This is a genomic window from Kitasatospora sp. NPDC059408 (assembly GCF_042751525.1).
GTDB lineage: Bacteria > Actinomycetota > Actinomycetes > Streptomycetales > Streptomycetaceae > Kitasatospora.
Genome location: NZ_JBHYWI010000043.1, coordinates 15,545 through 31,822, shown reverse-complemented (window position 1 = coordinate 31,822; position 16,278 = coordinate 15,545). Strand labels below are relative to the sequence as shown.

Sequence of the window (16,278 nt, the reverse complement as noted above, 5' to 3'; positions counted from 1 at the left end):
TCATCCAACGGGGGAACGACCATGACGAAGACCCGGTTCACAACCCGGGCCGCCCGCGCCGCGGTTCCGGCAGCGGCGCTTGCGCTGCTGCTGACCGCCTGCGGCCCGGACAACGCCGACCCGGCCGCGAGCACCGGCGACCCGGCCGCGCCGCCCGCCACCGCCACCGCCACCGCCACCCCGCCGGCCACGCCGGGCGCCGTCCCCTCCGCGGCCACCGGCGCCCCCGCGCCCGCCGGATCCGGCGCCCCGGCCGCACCCGGGGACGGCCCGCAGCCGTCGGTCACCGCGGGCGGCAACAACGTCACGCAGGTCAGCTACGACCACCCGCTCGCGCTCGGCGGCACCGGCCGCTACCTCGGCAAGAGCTCGACCGTGGACGCCACGGCCGTCTCGATCACCAAGGGCACCGCGAACGAGATCGCCCCGTTCGGCTTCCTGCCGGACCTCGCCACCGGCAAGACCCCTTACTACGTCAGCATGACGTTCACCAACCGCACCGGGACCGCGCTCGCCCAGGACGCCTACATGATGCGGGTGTGGGTGAAGCCGAAGGACCACTCGGCGGGCACGCTGCCGGCGCCGACCCTGGAGAAGGCGATCCCGCAGTGCGACACCAAGTCGCTCGTGACGCTCGCGCCCGGGCAGTCGGTGAAGCTGTGTGCCGTCTATCTCGTTCCGAACGAGAACCCGCCGGCGTTCCTCACGTACGGCAACATCCTGGACACCGCACCCCTGGTTTGGAAGGTCGGCTGACGGCACCCGCCTGCCGATCGAAGGAGCCCTCGCGGGGCCCCGCCGCACGTGTTGCAGGACACGCGCCGCGGGGCCCGGTCGTGGCCCTAAAGTAGGCAGGCATGCAGGTCATCCAGTCCAGCAAGCTCGCCAACGTCTGCTACGACATCCGCGGACCGGTGCTCGACGAGGCGATGCGGTTGGAGGAACAGGGCCACCGCATCCTCAAGCTCAACACCGGGAACCCCGCCGTGTTCGGGTTCGAGGCGCCCCCGGAGATCCTCCAGGACATCCTGCGCAACCTCGCGACCGCGCACGGCTACGGCGACTCCAAGGGCCTCCTGTCCGCCCGCCGCGCCGTCGTCATGCACTACGAGGACCGCGGCCTGCACGGCCTCTCCGTCGACGACGTCTTCCTCGGCAACGGCGTCTCCGAGCTGATCCAGCTCGCCATGACGGCGCTGCTCGACGACGGCGACGAGGTGCTCGTCCCGGCGCCCGACTACCCGCTGTGGACCGCCTCGGTCTCCCTGGCCGGCGGCACCGCCGTGCACTACCGCTGCGACGAGCAGTCCGAGTGGTACCCGGACCTCGCCGACATCGAGGCCAAGGTCACCGACCGGACCCGGGCCATCGTCGTGATCAACCCCAACAACCCGACCGGCGCGGTCTACCCGCGCGAGGTGCTGGAGGGGATCGTCGAGATCGCCCGCCGGCACAAGCTGGTCGTCTACGCGGACGAGATCTACGACAAGATCCTCTACGACGACGCCGAGCACGTCCCGCTGGCCACGCTCGCGCCCGACCTCTTCTGCGTCACCTTCAACGGGCTGTCCAAGTCCTACCGGGTGGCCGGCTTCCGCTCCGGCTGGATGGTCCTGTCCGGCGACCGCACCCGCGCCCGCAGCTACATCGAGGGCCTCACCGTGCTCGCCTCGATGCGCCTGTGCGCCAACATGCCGGCCCAGCACGCGGTGGCCGCGGCGCTCGGCGGGCGGCAGTCCATCCGCGACCTCGTCCTGCCCGGCGGCCGGCTGCTCGCCTCGCGCGACGCCGCGTACGAGCTGCTCAACGACATCCCGGGCGTCAGCTGCGTCAAGCCCAAGGGCGCGCTGTACGCCTTCCCCCGGCTGGACCCGAAGGTCTACAAGATCAAGGACGACGCCCAGATGGTGCTCGACCTGCTGCGCTCCGAGCGCATCCTGCTGGTCCAGGGCACCGGCTTCAACTGGCCCGAGCCGGACCACTTCCGCCTCGTCACCCTGCCCCGCGCCGAGGAGATCACCGACGCCGTCACCAGGATCGGGGACTTCCTGAGCGGCTACGCCCAGCCGTAGGCGCCGGAAGAACGCGCGGGAAGAACACTACGGCCGGAGCCTCGGCCCGGACGGTCTCCTTGGTCGGGGAAAGACCGTCCGGCGGGGGGCTCCGGCCGTCCTGCCGCTCGGCCGGTGCGAAGTTCGTGCAGCGCACCGGCCGTTGTCACGGCTGAGGCTCAGGCTCAGCCGAGACGCGCGACGAGGCTCTTGTACTCGTCCCACAGCTCCTTCGGGGTGTGGTCCCCGAACATCTCCAGGTGGGCCGGCACGAGCGCGGCCTCCTGGCGCCAGATGTCGGCGTCCACGGTGAAGAGCAGCTCGACGTCCTCCTTGGCCAGCTCCAGGCCGTCCAGGTCGAAGCCCTCGGTGGTGGGCAGCACGCCGATCGGGGTCTCGACGCCCTCGCCGGTGCCCTCCAGGCGCTCGACGATCCACTTGAGCACGCGGCTGTTCTCGCCGTAGCCGGGCCAGACGAAGCTGCCCTCGGCGTTCTTGCGGAACCAGTTCACGTAGTAGATCTTCGGCAGCTTGGCCGCGTCCGCCTGGGCGCCGACCTTCAGCCAGTGGGCGAAGTAGTCGCCCATGTTGTAGCCGCAGAACGGCAGCATCGCGAACGGGTCGCGGCGCAGCTCGCCCACGGTGCCCTCGGCGGCGGCGGTCTTCTCGGAGGCGATGTTGGCGCCGAGGAAGACGCCGTGCTGCCAGTCGAAGGACTCCGTCACCAGCGGGACGGCGGTGGCGCGGCGGCCGCCGAACAGGATCGCCGAGATCGGCACGCCCGCCTGGTCCTCCCACTCGGGGGCGATGGTCGGGCACTGCGCGGCCGGGACGGCGAAGCGGGCGTTCGGGTGGGCGGCCGGGGTGCCGGACTCGGGGGTCCAGTCGTTGCCGCGCCAGTCGGTGAGGTGCGCCGGGGGCTCGTCGGTGAGGCCCTCCCACCACACGTCGCCGTCGTCGGTGAGGGCGACGTTGGTGAAGACCGTGTTGCCCCAGAGGGTGTCGATGGCGTTGGCGTTGGTGTCCACGCCGGTGCCGGGGGCGACGCCGAAGAAGCCGGCCTCCGGGTTGATGGCGTAGAGGCGGCCGTCGGCGCCGAAGCGCATCCAGGCGATGTCGTCGCCGATCGTCTCGACCTTCCAGCCCGGGATGGTGGGCTGGAGCATCGCGAGGTTGGTCTTGCCGCAGGCCGACGGGAAGGCCGCGGCCACGTACTTGACCTCGCCGGACGGCGGGGTGAGCTTCAGGATGAGCATGTGCTCGGCAAGCCAGCCCTCGTCGCGGGCCATCGTCGAGGCGATGCGCAGCGCGTAGCACTTCTTGCCGAGCAGGGCGTTGCCGCCGTAGCCCGAGCCGAAGGACCAGATCTCCTTGGTCTCCGGGAAGTGCGAGATGTACTTGGTGCTGTTGCACGGCCACGGGACGTCCGCCTCGCCCTCGGCGAGCGGGGCGCCGACGGTGTGGACGGCCTTGACGAAGTCGCCGTCCTCGCCGAGCTGGTCGAGCACGGCCTTGCCCATGCGGGTCATGACGCGCATCGACACGGCGACGTAGGCGGAGTCGGTGATCTCGACGCCGTAGGCGGCCAGCGGGGAGCCGACCGGGCCCATCGAGAACGGCACGACGTACATCGTGCGGCCCTTCATGGCGCCGCGGAACAGGCCCTGCTCGCCCTGGAAGACCTCGCGCATCTCGGCGGGGGCCTTCCAGTGGTTGGTCGGCCCGGCGTCCTTCTCCTGCTCGGAGCAGATGAAGGTGCGGTCCTCCACGCGCGCCACGTCGGACGGGTCCGAGGCGGCGTAGTAGGAGTTCGGGCGCTTCTCCTCGTTCAGCTTCTTGAAGGTGCCCTGAGCCACCAGCAGGTCCGCGAGGCGCTGGTACTCCTCGTCGGAACCGTCGCACCACTCGATGCGGGCCGGCTGGGTGAGCTCAGCGATCTCGCTCACCCACGCCACCAGGCGCTGGTGACGGGTGGGCGCGGATGCGCTGACAGCAGAGATCTCGTACGACACGATCGCTCCTTCACGCCATCCCGGCGGGGAGACGGCGTAGCGGGGGTCTGAGGGTGCTTGCAGCGTAGCTCCGGGTTCAAGGCCGGATTGCGGCACACCGGTGAAATTGACGCATCTTTTACTACAGTCAGTATGATTACTGGCGAGTAACACGTCGCTCACGTCCGGGACGGAGTGCGCTGCGCCACACTTCAATTGCTCCAAAATGTCTAAGTGTGGCGATCGCCACTTCCTACCTGCCAGTAACCTACGGACCCGTAAGTAGCGGGTAGCATGCTGCGCATGACTGCAGAGCTCGTGCGGGGCGCCGCGAACGCGACGGAGAGCAAGCCGAAGTGGCGCGGCTGGCTGCACGCCGGGATGTTCCCCGCCACCGTCGCGGCCGGGATCGTCCTGATCTGCCTGGCCGACTCCACGCCCGCCAAGATCGCGTGCGCGGTCTACTCGGCGAGCGCGTGGCTGCTGTTCGGGGTCAGTGCGGTCTACCACCGCTTCGACTGGGGGCCGCGCGGGGACGCCGTCCTGCGCCGGCTGGACCACGCGAACATCTTCCTGATCATCGCGGGGACCTACACGCCGTTCACGATCCTGCTGCTCAAGGGCGCCGCCCAGCAGGTGCTGCTCTGGGCGGTCTGGGGCGGCGCGCTGGCCGGGATCGCGTTCCGGGTGTTCTGGGTCGGCGCGCCGCGCTGGCTGTACACGCCGGTGTACATCGCGCTGGGCTGGGCCGCGGCGTTCTTCCTGCCGGACTTCCTGCGCACCGGCGGCGTGGCCGTCCTGGTGCTGATGATCGTCGGCGGGGTGCTCTACAGCGTCGGCGGGGTGGTGTACGGCCTCAAGCGGCCCGACCCGTCACCGCGCTGGTTCGGGTTCCACGAGGTGTTCCACGCCTTCACGCTCGGCGCGTTCATCGTGCAGTACGTCGGGGTCTCACTGGTGGCCTACAGCGCGGCCGGCTGAGTCCGGCGCTCCACGGCGGGCGGTCGTCCGGTCCACGTCCACGGACCGGGTGACCGCCCGTTCCGCCGTCCAGGGGTGCTCGTGCGGCGCCCGGCCCTGCGGGTGGCGCCGGTGCGACGCACGGCCCGCGGCGCCCGCGCCACCGCGCGACTGGCGCGCGTCCAGCGCCTCGCGGGCCCGGCGGCAGCGCTCGCAGTGCGCGGCGTTCGGGGTCCCGGCGGACGGGCGGTGGCCGCCGGGCGCGTCCGCCCGGTGCAGCGCCCGCCAGCGCCGGGCGACGTACACCATGAGCAGCAGCACCTCGACCCCGGCGACCGCCAGGACCAGCGCGGCACCGTTGATCAGATAGGCCGCGACCACGGCCAGCGCGGACCCCACCACCACGGCCGCGCCCCACACCTGGGCACCGGCCCGCCTGTCGTCACTGTCAGCCACTACGGCTCCCCTTTCCCGGCGCCGGGCTCGTGGTCGGCTCCTGCCGCCCCACCCCTTCTCCGCTCTCGGCACGCGTCGGCCAGCACTGACCGATTGCCACATGGTATCTACCGTCAGTCACTCCGAGCTGCCTCCGGACGGCGAACGACAGATCAACGTTGCGTCAATTCCATGTGCGGGAGCCGCACTTAAAGCACCCCGGACGAACCCCACGGCCCCCGGGATCACCCTCCCGGGTCGACGACCGCCGTACCGTCCCCTCTTTACGCGTCCGAAAGCGCCCGACCCCGAACGCACGACGGCGGGGCCCGGCCGTGTCGGCCGGGCCCCGCCTCCCCGTGCGGTGACGCCCTACCCTCGTCGGGCGCCGGTCCTCCGCCGCAGGACCGCGGCCGCGCCGACCAACGCGGTGGCGCCCAGCGCCGCGCCCGCCGTCGCGGCGGGGAGCAGCGCACCGTGGCCGGCCGGTTCCGGTGCGGCGGCGGCCACCTGGTAGCCGCCGCCCTCGCCCGCCCGGTCGTACGCCGAGCCGGGCAGCTTGTCGCCGTACCGCTGGTGGACCAGCTGCTGGTACGCGGCCAGCGCCACCCCGTCCGCGCCCACCGAGCGGCGGGCCTCGTCGTCGAGCGGCAGCACCCGGCCGTCGCGCAGCGCGTACCACGCGTTGATCTGCGGTTCGCGGAACGCGGTGCCGCCGTCCGCCGCCGCCTTCGCCGCGTAGTCGCCCTCGTCGCCGCCCGAGGCGATGTTGACGACCCGCCAGTCGTCGCCCTGGCGGACCGTCCACACCGAAGCGGTCTGCCCGTCCGCCGCGACCACCTTGCTCGCGGTGAACTCCGCCTTCGCGACGGCCGCGCCCGGGGTGCCGGCCACGAAGGCGGCGTCCAGGGTGTACACCGGCACGGTGTCGCCGGCGAGCCGGGGTGTCTCGGCGGTCGCCGCCCGCGCCTCGTCGGCCGCGCCGATGGTCAGCTGCTGCGTCGGCGGGACGCCCTTGCGGGCGAAGAAGTGGCCGAGCCGGTCCAGCACGGCCGGGCTCCGCACGGCGTCGCGGGCCTTCGCCAGGTCGGCGGCGGCCACCGGCGCGGGCGCGCCGGCCGGTGCGTCGGCGTGCGCGGCCGGCGCGAGGGCCAGCACGACGCCGGCCGCCAGCAGGACGGTGGCCGGCAGGGCGGTGGTGGCGGCCCGGCGGGTCTTCCCGAGGTCAGTCATGGTCGCCCCTCACGCGCCGATCCGGTACAGGGAGTGGGTCCACGAGAACGTGTCGTTGTTCACGTAGTACCAGTAGTCCGCCCAGTTGTAGCGGTAGTTGGAGGGCCACGGGTCGCCCCAGTAGACCCAGTTGTTGCCGGTGTCGTACCCGTAGAGGACGTGCATGTGCCCGCCGCCCGAGCTCCACTGGATGCGCGCCTCGATCGGCCGGTTCGCGTCCACCTCGGCCTGCACCGTGCTGTAGCGCAGGTAGCCGGTGACGTACGAACCGGGGTTGATGCCGATCCAGCCGAGCGCGTTCTGGACGTCGCCCAGCGTGGCCTGGCTGTTGGGGCAGCCGGAGTCGACCGAGCGGCCGAACGCCGCGTTGCAGAACTGGTTCTGGCTGTAGGTGTAGCCGAACCAGGTGGCGATGGTGTTCCCGCTCGCCGCCCAGCACCAGTTGGTCTGCTGTTGCTGCTGCATGGTGATGTTGAGCTTCTTGTACGTGCCGGCCAGGTCGGCCGTGCTGCCGGGCGCGGCGGCCTGGCGGACCTGGGCGTGCGGCCGGACCGGGGTGGGGACCCGGTCCTGGCCGGGAGCGGCGGCGGCCGGCGTGGCCGCGGCCGCGGTGAGCGCCGGGCCGAGCACGCCCAGCGCGAGCACCGAGACCGCGCGGCGCAGCCGTATCCGTGGAACTGGCATGGGGGAATGCCTCCTTGCACGAGCAGAGGGAAGTGCTGTGTGGGGGCGCGGTCCGGATCGCGCCATGAGCATCGCGTCGTTGACGAAGGCCGGTCAACGGTCGCCGCGGGCGCCGCGGATCAGGTGTGAACGGACGTGACCCGATGTGAACACCGCCCGTGGAACGCCCGCGCGACACGCCCGGACGGGTGACAAACAGCCGGGCTGATGTGAATATTCACGGTCAAATCCTGGGCTCCCCACGCCCGTTCCCCAGGAGGAAGACATGCACCGCAGCGAGCACCCCGATCTCGCCGCCGCGCTGCGCACCGGCCCGTTCCACCTGGCCCTGCGCACCGCCATCACCGCCCGCGGCCTCGCCCTGCACCGCGTCCGGCGCCACCTCGCGCTGCGCGGCGTCCACGTGGGCCTCACCAGCCTCAGCTACTGGCAGCAGGGCCGGCGGCGCCCCGAACGGCCGGAATCGCTCCGTGCCGTCGCCGCCCTGGAGGCGGTGCTGGACCTGCCCGAGCACTCCCTCACCCGGCTGCTCGGCCCGCGCCGCGCCGCCGACACCGCCCCCACCGGCCCGCCCGTGCGCCCCTACCGCGACCTCATCACCCCGGCCACGGCGGTCGACGACCTGCTCGCCACCATCGCCGGCCCCCGCGACACCGGGCTGCACACCATCACCCACATCGAGCGGATCCGCATCGGCCCCGACCGCCGGCTCGTCCGCCGCGACTCCCAGCACGCGCTGCGCGCCCACCGCGACGGCATCGACCGCTACCTGGCCATCTACCAGGGCGACCCGGGCTGCGACATCACCCGGGTCGGCGTCCGCGCCGAGGAGAACTGCCGCCCGGGCCGCGTCCGCCGCGACCAGGCCCACCACCTGCTCGTCGCCGAGCTCCTCCTCGACCGCCGGCTGCGGGCGGGCGACACCCACCTGCTCGGCTACGGCTTCGACGACGCGCCTTCGCCCGGGCCCAGCTGCGAGTACGTCCGCGGCTTCAACTCGGGCGCGGGCCAGTACGTCCTCCAGGTCACCTTCGACCCGGCCGCCCTGCCGGTCCGCTGCCACCGCTTCGCGCTCCACTCGCCGGGCGAAGCACCGTACGAGAGCGAGGAGCTGACGCTCGACGGGCACCACTGCGTGCACCTCGTCGCGACGGCGCTGACCCCGTGCCTGCTCGGGGTCCGGTGGGACTGGGAGTGATCCGCCGCGACGCGACGGGGCCGCGGCCGCTACCGCGTGAAGGCCACCCCCAGGCAGTCCTCCACCGGCCGGTACCCGATCCGCCGGTAGATCGAGTTGCTGACCGGGTTGGCCAGGTCGGTGTAGAGCAGCACCTGCGCGGCGCCCTCGGCGAGGGCGTGCGCCGTGGCGGCGGCCGTGACGGCGCTCGCGTAGCCGCGGCCGCGCCGGTCGGCGGGGGTGTAGACGGGGCCGATGCGGGACATCCCGGCGATCACCGGGCTGTTGCCGGCCAGCGCGACCGGCTCGCCGCCGTCCTCCCAGAGGTGCAGGCCCCCGGCGGCGGTGCGGTCGTCGACGGACCGCGGGATGTCGGGCGCCAGGACACCGGCCTCGGCCGCGAACTCCTCGTACCAGCGGATCACGAGCTCCCGGTCGGCCGCCGAGGCCTGCCGGTGGCGGCCGGCCGGCGGGCGCGGCGGGCCGGTCAGCCGGCCGAGCCGGTACAGCCGCTGGTTCTCCTTGACGGACTGCCGGCACCCGCTGGTCGCCGTCCACGCGGCGGCGAAGGCGCGGACCGCGCCCACCCCGCCGGACACGCCGTCGACCTCCGCGAACTCCGGGCCGGCGGAGGCGAGTTCGGCGGCGAGCTCGGCCGCCGCGTCGGCCGGCATGCGGCCGAGCCGGGGCTCGTACGGCGGCGTCTGCAGGAAGGCGCCCAGGACCGGGCCGCCCGGGGCCGCGGTCCACCACCCGAAGGCCGGCGGCCGCTGCCCGAAGACCTGCGGCCCCGACTCGGCGAGCCGGTGTACGACCGTGAGCAGGACGGTGTTCTCGGCCGGGTGCGCGGCGAGGAAGCCGCCCGCCCGCTCGCGGAAGTCGTCGAGGGAACTGCTCAGGGTCCAGGCCATGCGCCATTCTCGCGCCGCCCCGGACACCGCCACCACCGATTAACCGGCCGCCGCGCGCCGCCCGCGGCTACTCGACGGCCACGCCCAGCCGCTCGCCCAGCACCGCCGCGTCCGTGGTCGGCGCGTCGCACGCGAAGTGCCGGCAGACGTACGCGGCGGGCGCCCCGCCCACCAGCGGGCGGTCGGCCAGCAGCGGCACCTCGGTGTCGCCGGTCGCCGGCGCCCCGACCGCCACGACCGCCCCCGGCGCGGTGGCCAGCAGCGCCGCCCGCCGCAGCGCGGCCGTCGCCGGGTCGTCCGCGGGGCCGACGACGGCGACCTCGCGCGGCCCGTCGAGCAGCGCCTCCGCGACGGCGAGGCCCCAGCCGATGAAGCGCGGCGCCCGGGCGGCGAGCGCGCCGACGATGCCGAGCGCCCGTTCGGCGGCGGTGCGGTGGCGGGCCGAGCCGGTGTAGGCGGCGTACGTGAGCAGGGCGCCGGCGGCGGCCGTCCAGCCGGACGGGGTCGCGTTGTCGGTCGGGTCCTGCGGGCGGCGGATCAGCTCCTCGGCGTCGTCGGCGGTGTCGTAGAGCGCGCCGGACGCCTCGTCGGTGAAGTGCTTGAGCACGGTGTCGAGGAGCCCGCCCGCCAGCTGGAGCCACTCCGCCCCGCCGGTGACGGCGTACAGCGCGAGGAAGCCCTCGGCGGTGTCCGCGTAGTCCTCCAGCACGCCCGCGTTGGCGCCGGCCCGGCCGTCCCTGGAGGTGCGCAGCAGCCGCCCGTCGGGGGTGAGGTGGACGGCGAGCAGCAGGTCGGCGGCGCGCTCGGCGGCCTCGACGAGGTCGGGCCGGTCGAGGAGGGCGCCGGTCTCGGCGAGCGCGGCGATCGCGAGGCCGTTCCACGCGGCGACGACCTTGTCGTCGCGGGCGGGGGCCGGCCGCTCGGCACGGGCCGCGAGCAGCCGCTCCCTGATGGTCTCGAACTCGTCGAAGTCCTCGGGGTCGGCGAGGAGCTGGAGGACGGAGGTGCCGTGCTCGAACGTGCCGTCCGCGGTCACCGAGAACAGCCGGGCGGCGGTGGCGGCGTCGGCCGGGCCGAGGAGGTCCACCAGCTGGCCCGGCTCCCACACGTAGTACGCGCCCTCGGCGGAGGCGCCGGTCTCCCCGTCGAGGCTGTCGGCGTCCAGCGCGGAGGCGAACGCGCCCTCGGGCGTGCGCAGTTCGCGCAGCAGGAAGTCCGCCGTCGACAGCGCCACCCGGCGCGCCAGCGGGGACCCGGTGGCGCGCCACAGGTGCAGGTAGGCGCGCAGCAGGAGCGCGTTGTCGTACAGCATCTTCTCGAAGTGCGGCACGACCCACCCGGCGTCCACCGCGTACCGGGCGAAGCCGCCGCCGAGCTGGTCGTGGATGCCGCCGCGGGCCATCGCCTCGCCGGTGCGCACGGCCATCTCCAGCGCCGCCTGCGAGCCGGTGCGGGCGTGGTGGCGCAGCAGGTACTCGATCACCATGGCCGGCGGGAACTTGGGCGCGCCGCCGAAGCCGCCCCGCCGCTCGTCGAAGTCGCGGCCGAGGGTGACCAGCGCCTGGTGCAGGTCGGCCGCCGCGGGCGGGTGGTGCGCACCGGCCGAGTACACCGAGGCCCGCTCGGCGAGGTCGGCCCGGATCCGCCCGGCCACCTCGCCGACCTCCTCGCGCCGGTCCCGCCAGGCGGCCTCGACGCCCGCCAGCACCTGCCGGAAGGACGGCATGCCGTGCCGGGGCTGCGGCGGGAAGTACGTACCGAAGTAGAACGGCTCCTTGTCCGGCGTCAGGAACACCGTCATCGGCCAGCCGCCCTGCCCGGTGGCCGCCTGGACGGCCTCCATGTAGACGGCGTCGACGTCCGGCCGCTCCTCGCGGTCGACCTTGACGGCGACGAACCGCTCGTTGAGGTACCCGGCGACGTCCTCGTCCTCGAACGACTCGTGCGCCATGACGTGGCACCAGTGACACGCTGCATACCCGACGGACAGCAGCACGGGCACGCCGCGCCGGCGCGCCTCCTCGAAGGCCTCCGGGCTCCACGGCCACCAGTCCACCGGGTTGTCGGCGTGCTGCAGGAGGTAGGGCGAGGTCGCGTCCGCGAGACGGTTCGGCATGGCCCCATCCTCGCGCATCGGCGCCCGGACGGGGGCCCGGGGCTCACTCCTTCGGGGACTCCGGGTCCTCGGCGAAGTCGACCTTCTTGAACTGCCGGTTCATCGACTTGGCCAGGAACCAGGTGGCCACGCCGAGGGCGGCGAAGACGACGAAGCCGAGGAGACCGGGGGTGACCTTGGCGTCGTCGACGGCGAGGTCGGCGGCGAGGTGGACGAGGTTCACGGGGGCGCTCATATCTCTATGGTGGCCCGGCTCACGGCGAGCCGGGCCATCGGGGGGTGGTTCAGTCGCGCGTGTCGGCGGCCTCGGCCGCCAGGGTGGGGGTGCGCAGGCCGGCGAACAGGTCGTCCTCCGGCAGGTCCACGTCGATCAGGGTACGGGCGAGCTCGTAGTCCTCGGTGGGCCACACCTCGCGCTGGACCTCCAGCGGGACGCGGAACCACGGGCCGTCCGGGTCGATCTGGGTGGCGTGGGCGATCAGCGCGCGGTCGCGGGTCTCGAACCAGTCGTCGCAGCGCACCCGGGTGGTGATCTCGCGCTCCTTGCGGCCGCTCTTCTCCCAGTTCGCGATCCACTCGCCGTAGGGCGACTCGCGGCCCTGCTCGGTGAGGTGGGCGTGCAGCGCGCGGATGCGGTCCATCGGGAAGCCGTGGTTGTAGTACAGCTTCAGCGGCTGCCAGGGCTCGCCGGCCTCCGGGTAGGCGTCCGGGTCCCCGGCGGCGTCGAAGGCCGCCATCGTGATCTTGTGGGTCATGATGTGGTCGGGGTGCGGGTAGCCGCCGTTCTCGTCGTAGGTCGTGATGACCTGCGGGCGGAACTCGCGGATGAGCCGGACCAGCGGCTCGGCCGCTTCCTCCACGTCCTGCAGGGCGAAGCAGCCCTCGGGCAGCGGGGGCAGCGGGTCCCCCTCGGGCAGGCCGGAGTCGACGAAGCCCAGCCAGGCCTGCCGCACGCCGAGGATCGCCCGCGCGGCGTCCATCTCCTTGCGCCGGACCTCGTGGATGTTCTCCTCGACGTACGGGTCCCCCTGGAGCTTGGGGTTGAGGACCGACCCGCGCTCTCCCCCGGTGCAGGTGGCCACGAGCACGTCCACCCCCTGGTCGACGTACATGGCCATGGTGGCCGCGCCCTTGCTGGACTCGTCGTCCGGGTGGGCGTGCACCGCCATCAGTCGCAACTGCTCAGTCAACGCCTTGCGTTCCTTCCATATGGTCCGGGCGCCGGCGCGAAGCCGGCCCGCCCGTCGTCCGAGCCGCACACTCAGGGACCGTGTCACCGCGGGACCGGGCGGCCGGACGTCCGCCGGCACGGCCGGGCCCCGCCCCGCCGCATCGGCCGCGGGCGTGCCCCTCCTATAGTGACGGACTGGAGGAGCGTCGCATTCCCCCGCACCACCCGCGCGGCCCTTCCCCGGAGAGGACTCGTCCCGATGACCGCAGACACCACCACCGCCAAGCTGCCCGAGGGGCGCTACGGCAAGAGCGCCGACCGCGAGGCGGACCGCCGCCTGAAGGTCGTCGGCGCGGTCTGCGGCGTGCTGGGCCTCGGCGTGATCGCCTGGCTGGGCGGCTCGTACCTGCTCCGCGAGACGGCGATCAACGGTTCGGTGCCGACCTTCCAGGTGGTGTCGGACTCCGAGGTGCAGCTGCACCTCTCGGTGAGCAAGGGCGACGGGACGGCCGGCAGCTGCACCGTCCGCTCGCAGGGCTCCGACGGCTCCGTGGTCGGCCTGGCCGACTTCCCCGTCCCCGCCGCGGGCTCCGGCTACGACGCCGTGGTCAGCCTGCGCACCACCGCCCGGGGCACCACCGCCGAGCTCCTGGGCTGCACGCCCGCCAAGTGACCCGCGAACCGCCGGGTATCCGGTGGCGCCGCGCCCGGCAACCCGCGCATATTCGATCTCGCGAACGGGCATCCAGACAGGGGCCCGCACCGCTCGCTGTACACCTTGGCGCAACGCCGCCGTCAATGGCGCGCAAACGACTATCCCGCTTGTCGGCAGGACTTGTTAGGCTCGTGGTTTCGCCCCTTCCGCACCGGATGGTACGGGAGCGGGCGTTGCTTTGTAGTTGAGACCGATATCACCACCAACCCCCTGCTGACGACTCACACCCTCAGCACAGCCCCAGCACCTACGAGGAGCACCTGTGACCCAGACCAGTGAGAACGTGACCTGGCTCACTCAGGCCGGCTACGACCAGCTCAAGGCCGAGCTGGATCACCTGACCGGACCCTGGCGCATCGAGATCGCCCAGAAGATCGAGGCGGCGCGCGAGGAGGGCGACCTCAAGGAGAACGCCGGTTACCACGCCGCCAAGGAGGAGCAGGGCAAGTACGAGCTGCGCATCCGCCAGCTCACCCAGCTCCTGGAGCGCGCCAAGGTCGGCGAGGCCCCCGCGGACTCGGGCGTGGTGGCCCCGGGCATGATCGTCACGATCGCCTTCGACGGCGACGAGGACGACACCATGGAGTTCCTGCTCGCCTCGCGCGAGGTGGCCAGCTCCGGCGACCTGGACGTGTACTCGCCGCAGTCCCCGCTGGGCCGCGCGATCGACGGCAAGCAGATCGGCGACGAGGCCACCTACGAACTGCCCAACGGCCGGCCCGCCATGGTGAAGATCCTCAAGGTCACGCCGCACGCCGGCTGATCCACCCCGGTTCACACCCCCGGAACACAGCACGGCGAAGGGCGGCCGCGGAGCTCCGCGGCCGCCCTTCGGCACGTCCGGACGGCGATCAGCCCGCGGCCGAGCGGTACTTGCGCACCGACAGCCACGAGAACACCGCCGTGATCAGCACCGACCAGGCCAGCGACACCAGCGCCGCGTGCTGCATCGGCCAGGCGCTGTCCACCGGCCCGACCTGGTTGCCGAAGAGGTCCCGGCAGGCCTGCACGGTGGCGCTGAACGGGTTCCAGTACGCGACGCCCTGCAGCCAGCCCGGCATCGAGCTGACCGGCACGAACGCGTTGGACACGAAGGTCAGCGGGAACAGCCAGATCAGACCGGCCGAGGTGGCCGCCTCCGGGCTGCGCACCGACAGGCCGATCAGCGCGCCGATCCACGAGAAGGCGTAGCCGAGCAGGAGCAGCAGCACGAACGCGCCGAGCGCCTTCGGGATCCCGTCGTGGATCCGCCAGCCGACCGCCAGCGCGACCAGGGCCAGCACGATCACGGTGAACGCCGTCTGGACCAGGTCGGCCAGGGTGCGCCCGACCAGCACCGCCGAGCGGGCCATCGGCAGCGAGCGGAACCGGTCCACCAGGCCCTTGGTCATGTCCTCCGCGATGCCGGCCGAGGCCCCGGCGGTCGCGAACGTGACGGTCTGGGCGAAGATGCCGGCCATCAGGAACTGGATGTAGGAGTTGGAGCTGGCCTGCGTCCCGGGGATCTGGATCGCGCCGCCCATGACGTAGGAGAACAGCAGCACGAACATGACGGGCTGCATGAGCCCGAAGACCACGATCTCCGGGATCCGTGACATCCGGCGCAGGTTGCGCTTGGCGACGACCCAGGAGTCGTGCAGGGTCGCGGAGAGCCCCCGGCGCTGGCGGGGCACCGCCCCGCCGATCGCGTGCTCGGTGGCGGTCGTCATCTCAGCGCTCCGTTCCGGCCGCGACGGCCTGCTCGTCCCGGCCCTCGCCGCCGTCCCCGCCGGCCCCGTCGGCCCCGCCCTTGCCGCGCCCGCCCTTGCCGCGGCCCTTGGCGCCCGCGCCGTTCTCGTCGTCCGCGGACTCGGCGACGTGCCCGGTGAGCGTCAGGAAGACGTCGTCCAGGGTCGGGCGGCGCAGGCCGATGTCGTCGATCTCGATCGAGCGGGCGTCGAGCTCGCGGATCGCGTCCGCGAGGACCCGGGCGCCGCCGCTGACCGGGACGGTGACCCTCCGGGTGTTGCGCTCGACCGCGGGCTCGCCGAGCGCGTAGCCGGACAGCGCCGCGACCGCCGCGGGGACGTCGTCGGCGCGGTGCACGACGACCTCGATGCGCTCGCCGCCGATCTGCGCCTTGAGCTGGTCGGCGGTGCCGCGGGCGATCACCCGGCCGTGGTCGACCACGGCGATGTCGTGGGCGAGGCGGTCGGCCTCCTCCAGGTACTGGGTGGTGAGCAGCAGCGTGGTGCCCTGCTCGACCAGGGTCTCGATGACCTCCCAGAGCGCGAGCCGGTTGCGCGGGTCGAGGCCGGTGGTCGGCTCGTCGAGGAACATCACCGGCGGCCGGACGACCAGCGCGGCGGCGAGGTCGAGGCGCCGGCGCATGCCGCCCGAGTACGTCTTGGCGGTGCGGTCCTTGGCCTCGGTGAGGTTGAACCACTCCAGGAGCTCCAGCGCGCGGGCCTTCGCGTCACGCGCCGTCATCTGGTAGAGCTCGCCGACCATCTGGAGGTTCTCGAAGCCGGTCAGGTACTCGTCGACGGCGGCGTACTGACCGGAGAGGCCGATCAGGCTGCGGACCCGGTTGGGGTGCTTGAGCACGTCGACCCCGGCGACCACGGCCCGCCCGGAATCCGGTTGCAGCAGGGTGGTGAGGACGCGCACGGTGGTCGTCTTGCCGGCGCCGTTGGGGCCGAGCAGCCCGAGCACCGTGCCCTCGGGGACGTCCAGACTGACGCCGTCGAGGGCTCGTACGTCGCCGAAGGTCTTCACCAGGTTCTCGGCTTGGATGGCTGGCGCCATGGCCTGCCTCATCTCCTCGGACGAAATGGGCGATCTGTCCCACTGTG

At 72.9% G+C, this 16,278-nt stretch carries 16 protein-coding genes; 6 read left to right on the top strand and 10 right to left on the bottom strand.

What is annotated here, in order from left to right; all coding sequences use genetic code 11:
• Positions 1-21 precede the first annotated feature (21 nt).
• Together ACFXDE_RS26360 and ACFXDE_RS26355 are read left to right on the top strand one after the other, a co-directional pair.
• A complete protein-coding gene (locus ACFXDE_RS26360; protein WP_380497211.1) occupies positions 22-756 on the top strand; it encodes a hypothetical protein in 735 nt (244 codons plus the stop codon).
• Positions 757-857: 101 nt separating this feature from the next.
• Positions 858-2,072 (top strand): pyridoxal phosphate-dependent aminotransferase, encoded by a 1,215-nt coding sequence (locus ACFXDE_RS26355; RefSeq protein ID WP_380441582.1) that lies wholly within the window; start codon positions 858-860, stop codon positions 2,070-2,072.
• A 164-nt stretch (positions 2,073-2,236) separates the two neighbouring features.
• Here ACFXDE_RS26355 and ACFXDE_RS26350 read toward each other — a convergent pair whose 3' ends face one another.
• Positions 2,237-4,063, bottom strand: coding sequence for a phosphoenolpyruvate carboxykinase (GTP) (locus tag ACFXDE_RS26350; protein ID WP_380497210.1), 1,827 nt, complete (start codon positions 4,061-4,063; stop codon positions 2,237-2,239).
• A 273-nt stretch (positions 4,064-4,336) separates the two neighbouring features.
• Here ACFXDE_RS26350 and ACFXDE_RS26345 point away from each other — a divergent pair, with 273 nt between their 5' ends.
• Positions 4,337-5,023 (top strand): hemolysin III family protein, encoded by a 687-nt coding sequence (locus ACFXDE_RS26345; protein WP_380497208.1) that lies wholly within the window; start codon positions 4,337-4,339, stop codon positions 5,021-5,023.
• On the opposite strand, the gene ACFXDE_RS26340 is transcribed toward ACFXDE_RS26345, so the two are convergent.
• The 3 genes from ACFXDE_RS26340 to ACFXDE_RS26330 all read right to left on the bottom strand — a co-directional run bounded on the left by ACFXDE_RS26340 (position 4,994) and on the right by ACFXDE_RS26330 (position 7,354).
• Positions 4,994-5,458: a hypothetical protein gene (locus ACFXDE_RS26340; protein WP_380441576.1), complete on the bottom strand. Its 465-nt coding sequence runs from the start codon at positions 5,456-5,458 to the stop codon at positions 4,994-4,996. The genes ACFXDE_RS26345 and ACFXDE_RS26340 overlap by 30 nt on opposite strands.
• 351 nt (positions 5,459-5,809) lie before the next feature.
• On the bottom strand, positions 5,810-6,670 hold the full coding sequence (locus ACFXDE_RS26335; protein WP_380497207.1) for a hypothetical protein: 861 nt from the start codon (positions 6,668-6,670) through the stop codon (positions 5,810-5,812).
• Positions 6,671-6,679: 9 nt separating this feature from the next.
• Positions 6,680-7,354 (bottom strand): papain-like cysteine protease family protein, encoded by a 675-nt coding sequence (locus ACFXDE_RS26330; protein WP_380441572.1) that lies wholly within the window; start codon positions 7,352-7,354, stop codon positions 6,680-6,682.
• 265 nt (positions 7,355-7,619) lie between these two features.
• Here ACFXDE_RS26330 and ACFXDE_RS26325 point away from each other — a divergent pair, with 265 nt between their 5' ends.
• Complete coding sequence (locus ACFXDE_RS26325) at positions 7,620-8,552, top strand: hypothetical protein (protein ID WP_380497206.1); 933 nt, start codon at positions 7,620-7,622, stop codon at positions 8,550-8,552.
• A gap of 29 nt (positions 8,553-8,581) precedes the next feature.
• Here the strand turns inward: ACFXDE_RS26325 and ACFXDE_RS26320 are convergent, their stop codons facing one another.
• The 4 genes from ACFXDE_RS26320 to mca form a co-directional block, all read right to left on the bottom strand.
• The gene (locus ACFXDE_RS26320; RefSeq protein ID WP_380497205.1) at positions 8,582-9,442 is read right to left on the bottom strand and encodes a GNAT family N-acetyltransferase; all 861 of its coding nucleotides are present in this window, start codon (positions 9,440-9,442) and stop codon (positions 8,582-8,584) included.
• A gap of 67 nt (positions 9,443-9,509) precedes the next feature.
• Positions 9,510-11,558: a thioredoxin domain-containing protein gene (locus tag ACFXDE_RS26315; RefSeq protein ID WP_380497204.1), complete on the bottom strand. Its 2,049-nt coding sequence runs from the start codon at positions 11,556-11,558 to the stop codon at positions 9,510-9,512.
• A gap of 43 nt (positions 11,559-11,601) precedes the next feature.
• Entirely contained in the window at positions 11,602-11,793 is a 192-nt protein-coding gene (locus ACFXDE_RS26310; protein WP_380497203.1) for a hypothetical protein, read from the bottom strand.
• A gap of 49 nt (positions 11,794-11,842) precedes the next feature.
• A complete protein-coding gene (gene mca / locus ACFXDE_RS26305) occupies positions 11,843-12,748 on the bottom strand; it encodes a mycothiol conjugate amidase Mca (protein WP_380441563.1) in 906 nt (301 codons plus the stop codon).
• 240 nt (positions 12,749-12,988) lie between these two features.
• Here mca and ACFXDE_RS26300 point away from each other — a divergent pair, with 240 nt between their 5' ends.
• On the top strand, positions 12,989-13,402 hold the full coding sequence (locus ACFXDE_RS26300; protein WP_380441561.1) for a DUF4307 domain-containing protein: 414 nt from the start codon (positions 12,989-12,991) through the stop codon (positions 13,400-13,402).
• A gap of 304 nt (positions 13,403-13,706) precedes the next feature.
• Positions 13,707-14,207, top strand: coding sequence for a transcription elongation factor GreA (gene greA, locus ACFXDE_RS26295; protein WP_380441559.1), 501 nt, complete (start codon positions 13,707-13,709; stop codon positions 14,205-14,207).
• A gap of 88 nt (positions 14,208-14,295) precedes the next feature.
• On the opposite strand, the gene ACFXDE_RS26290 is transcribed toward greA, so the two are convergent.
• Complete coding sequence (locus ACFXDE_RS26290) at positions 14,296-15,153, bottom strand: ABC transporter permease (protein ID WP_380497202.1); 858 nt, start codon at positions 15,151-15,153, stop codon at positions 14,296-14,298.
• Position 15,154: 1 nt separating this feature from the next.
• Positions 15,155-16,231, bottom strand: coding sequence for an ATP-binding cassette domain-containing protein (locus tag ACFXDE_RS26285; protein WP_380497201.1), 1,077 nt, complete (start codon positions 16,229-16,231; stop codon positions 15,155-15,157).
• Positions 16,232-16,278 lie beyond the last annotated feature (47 nt).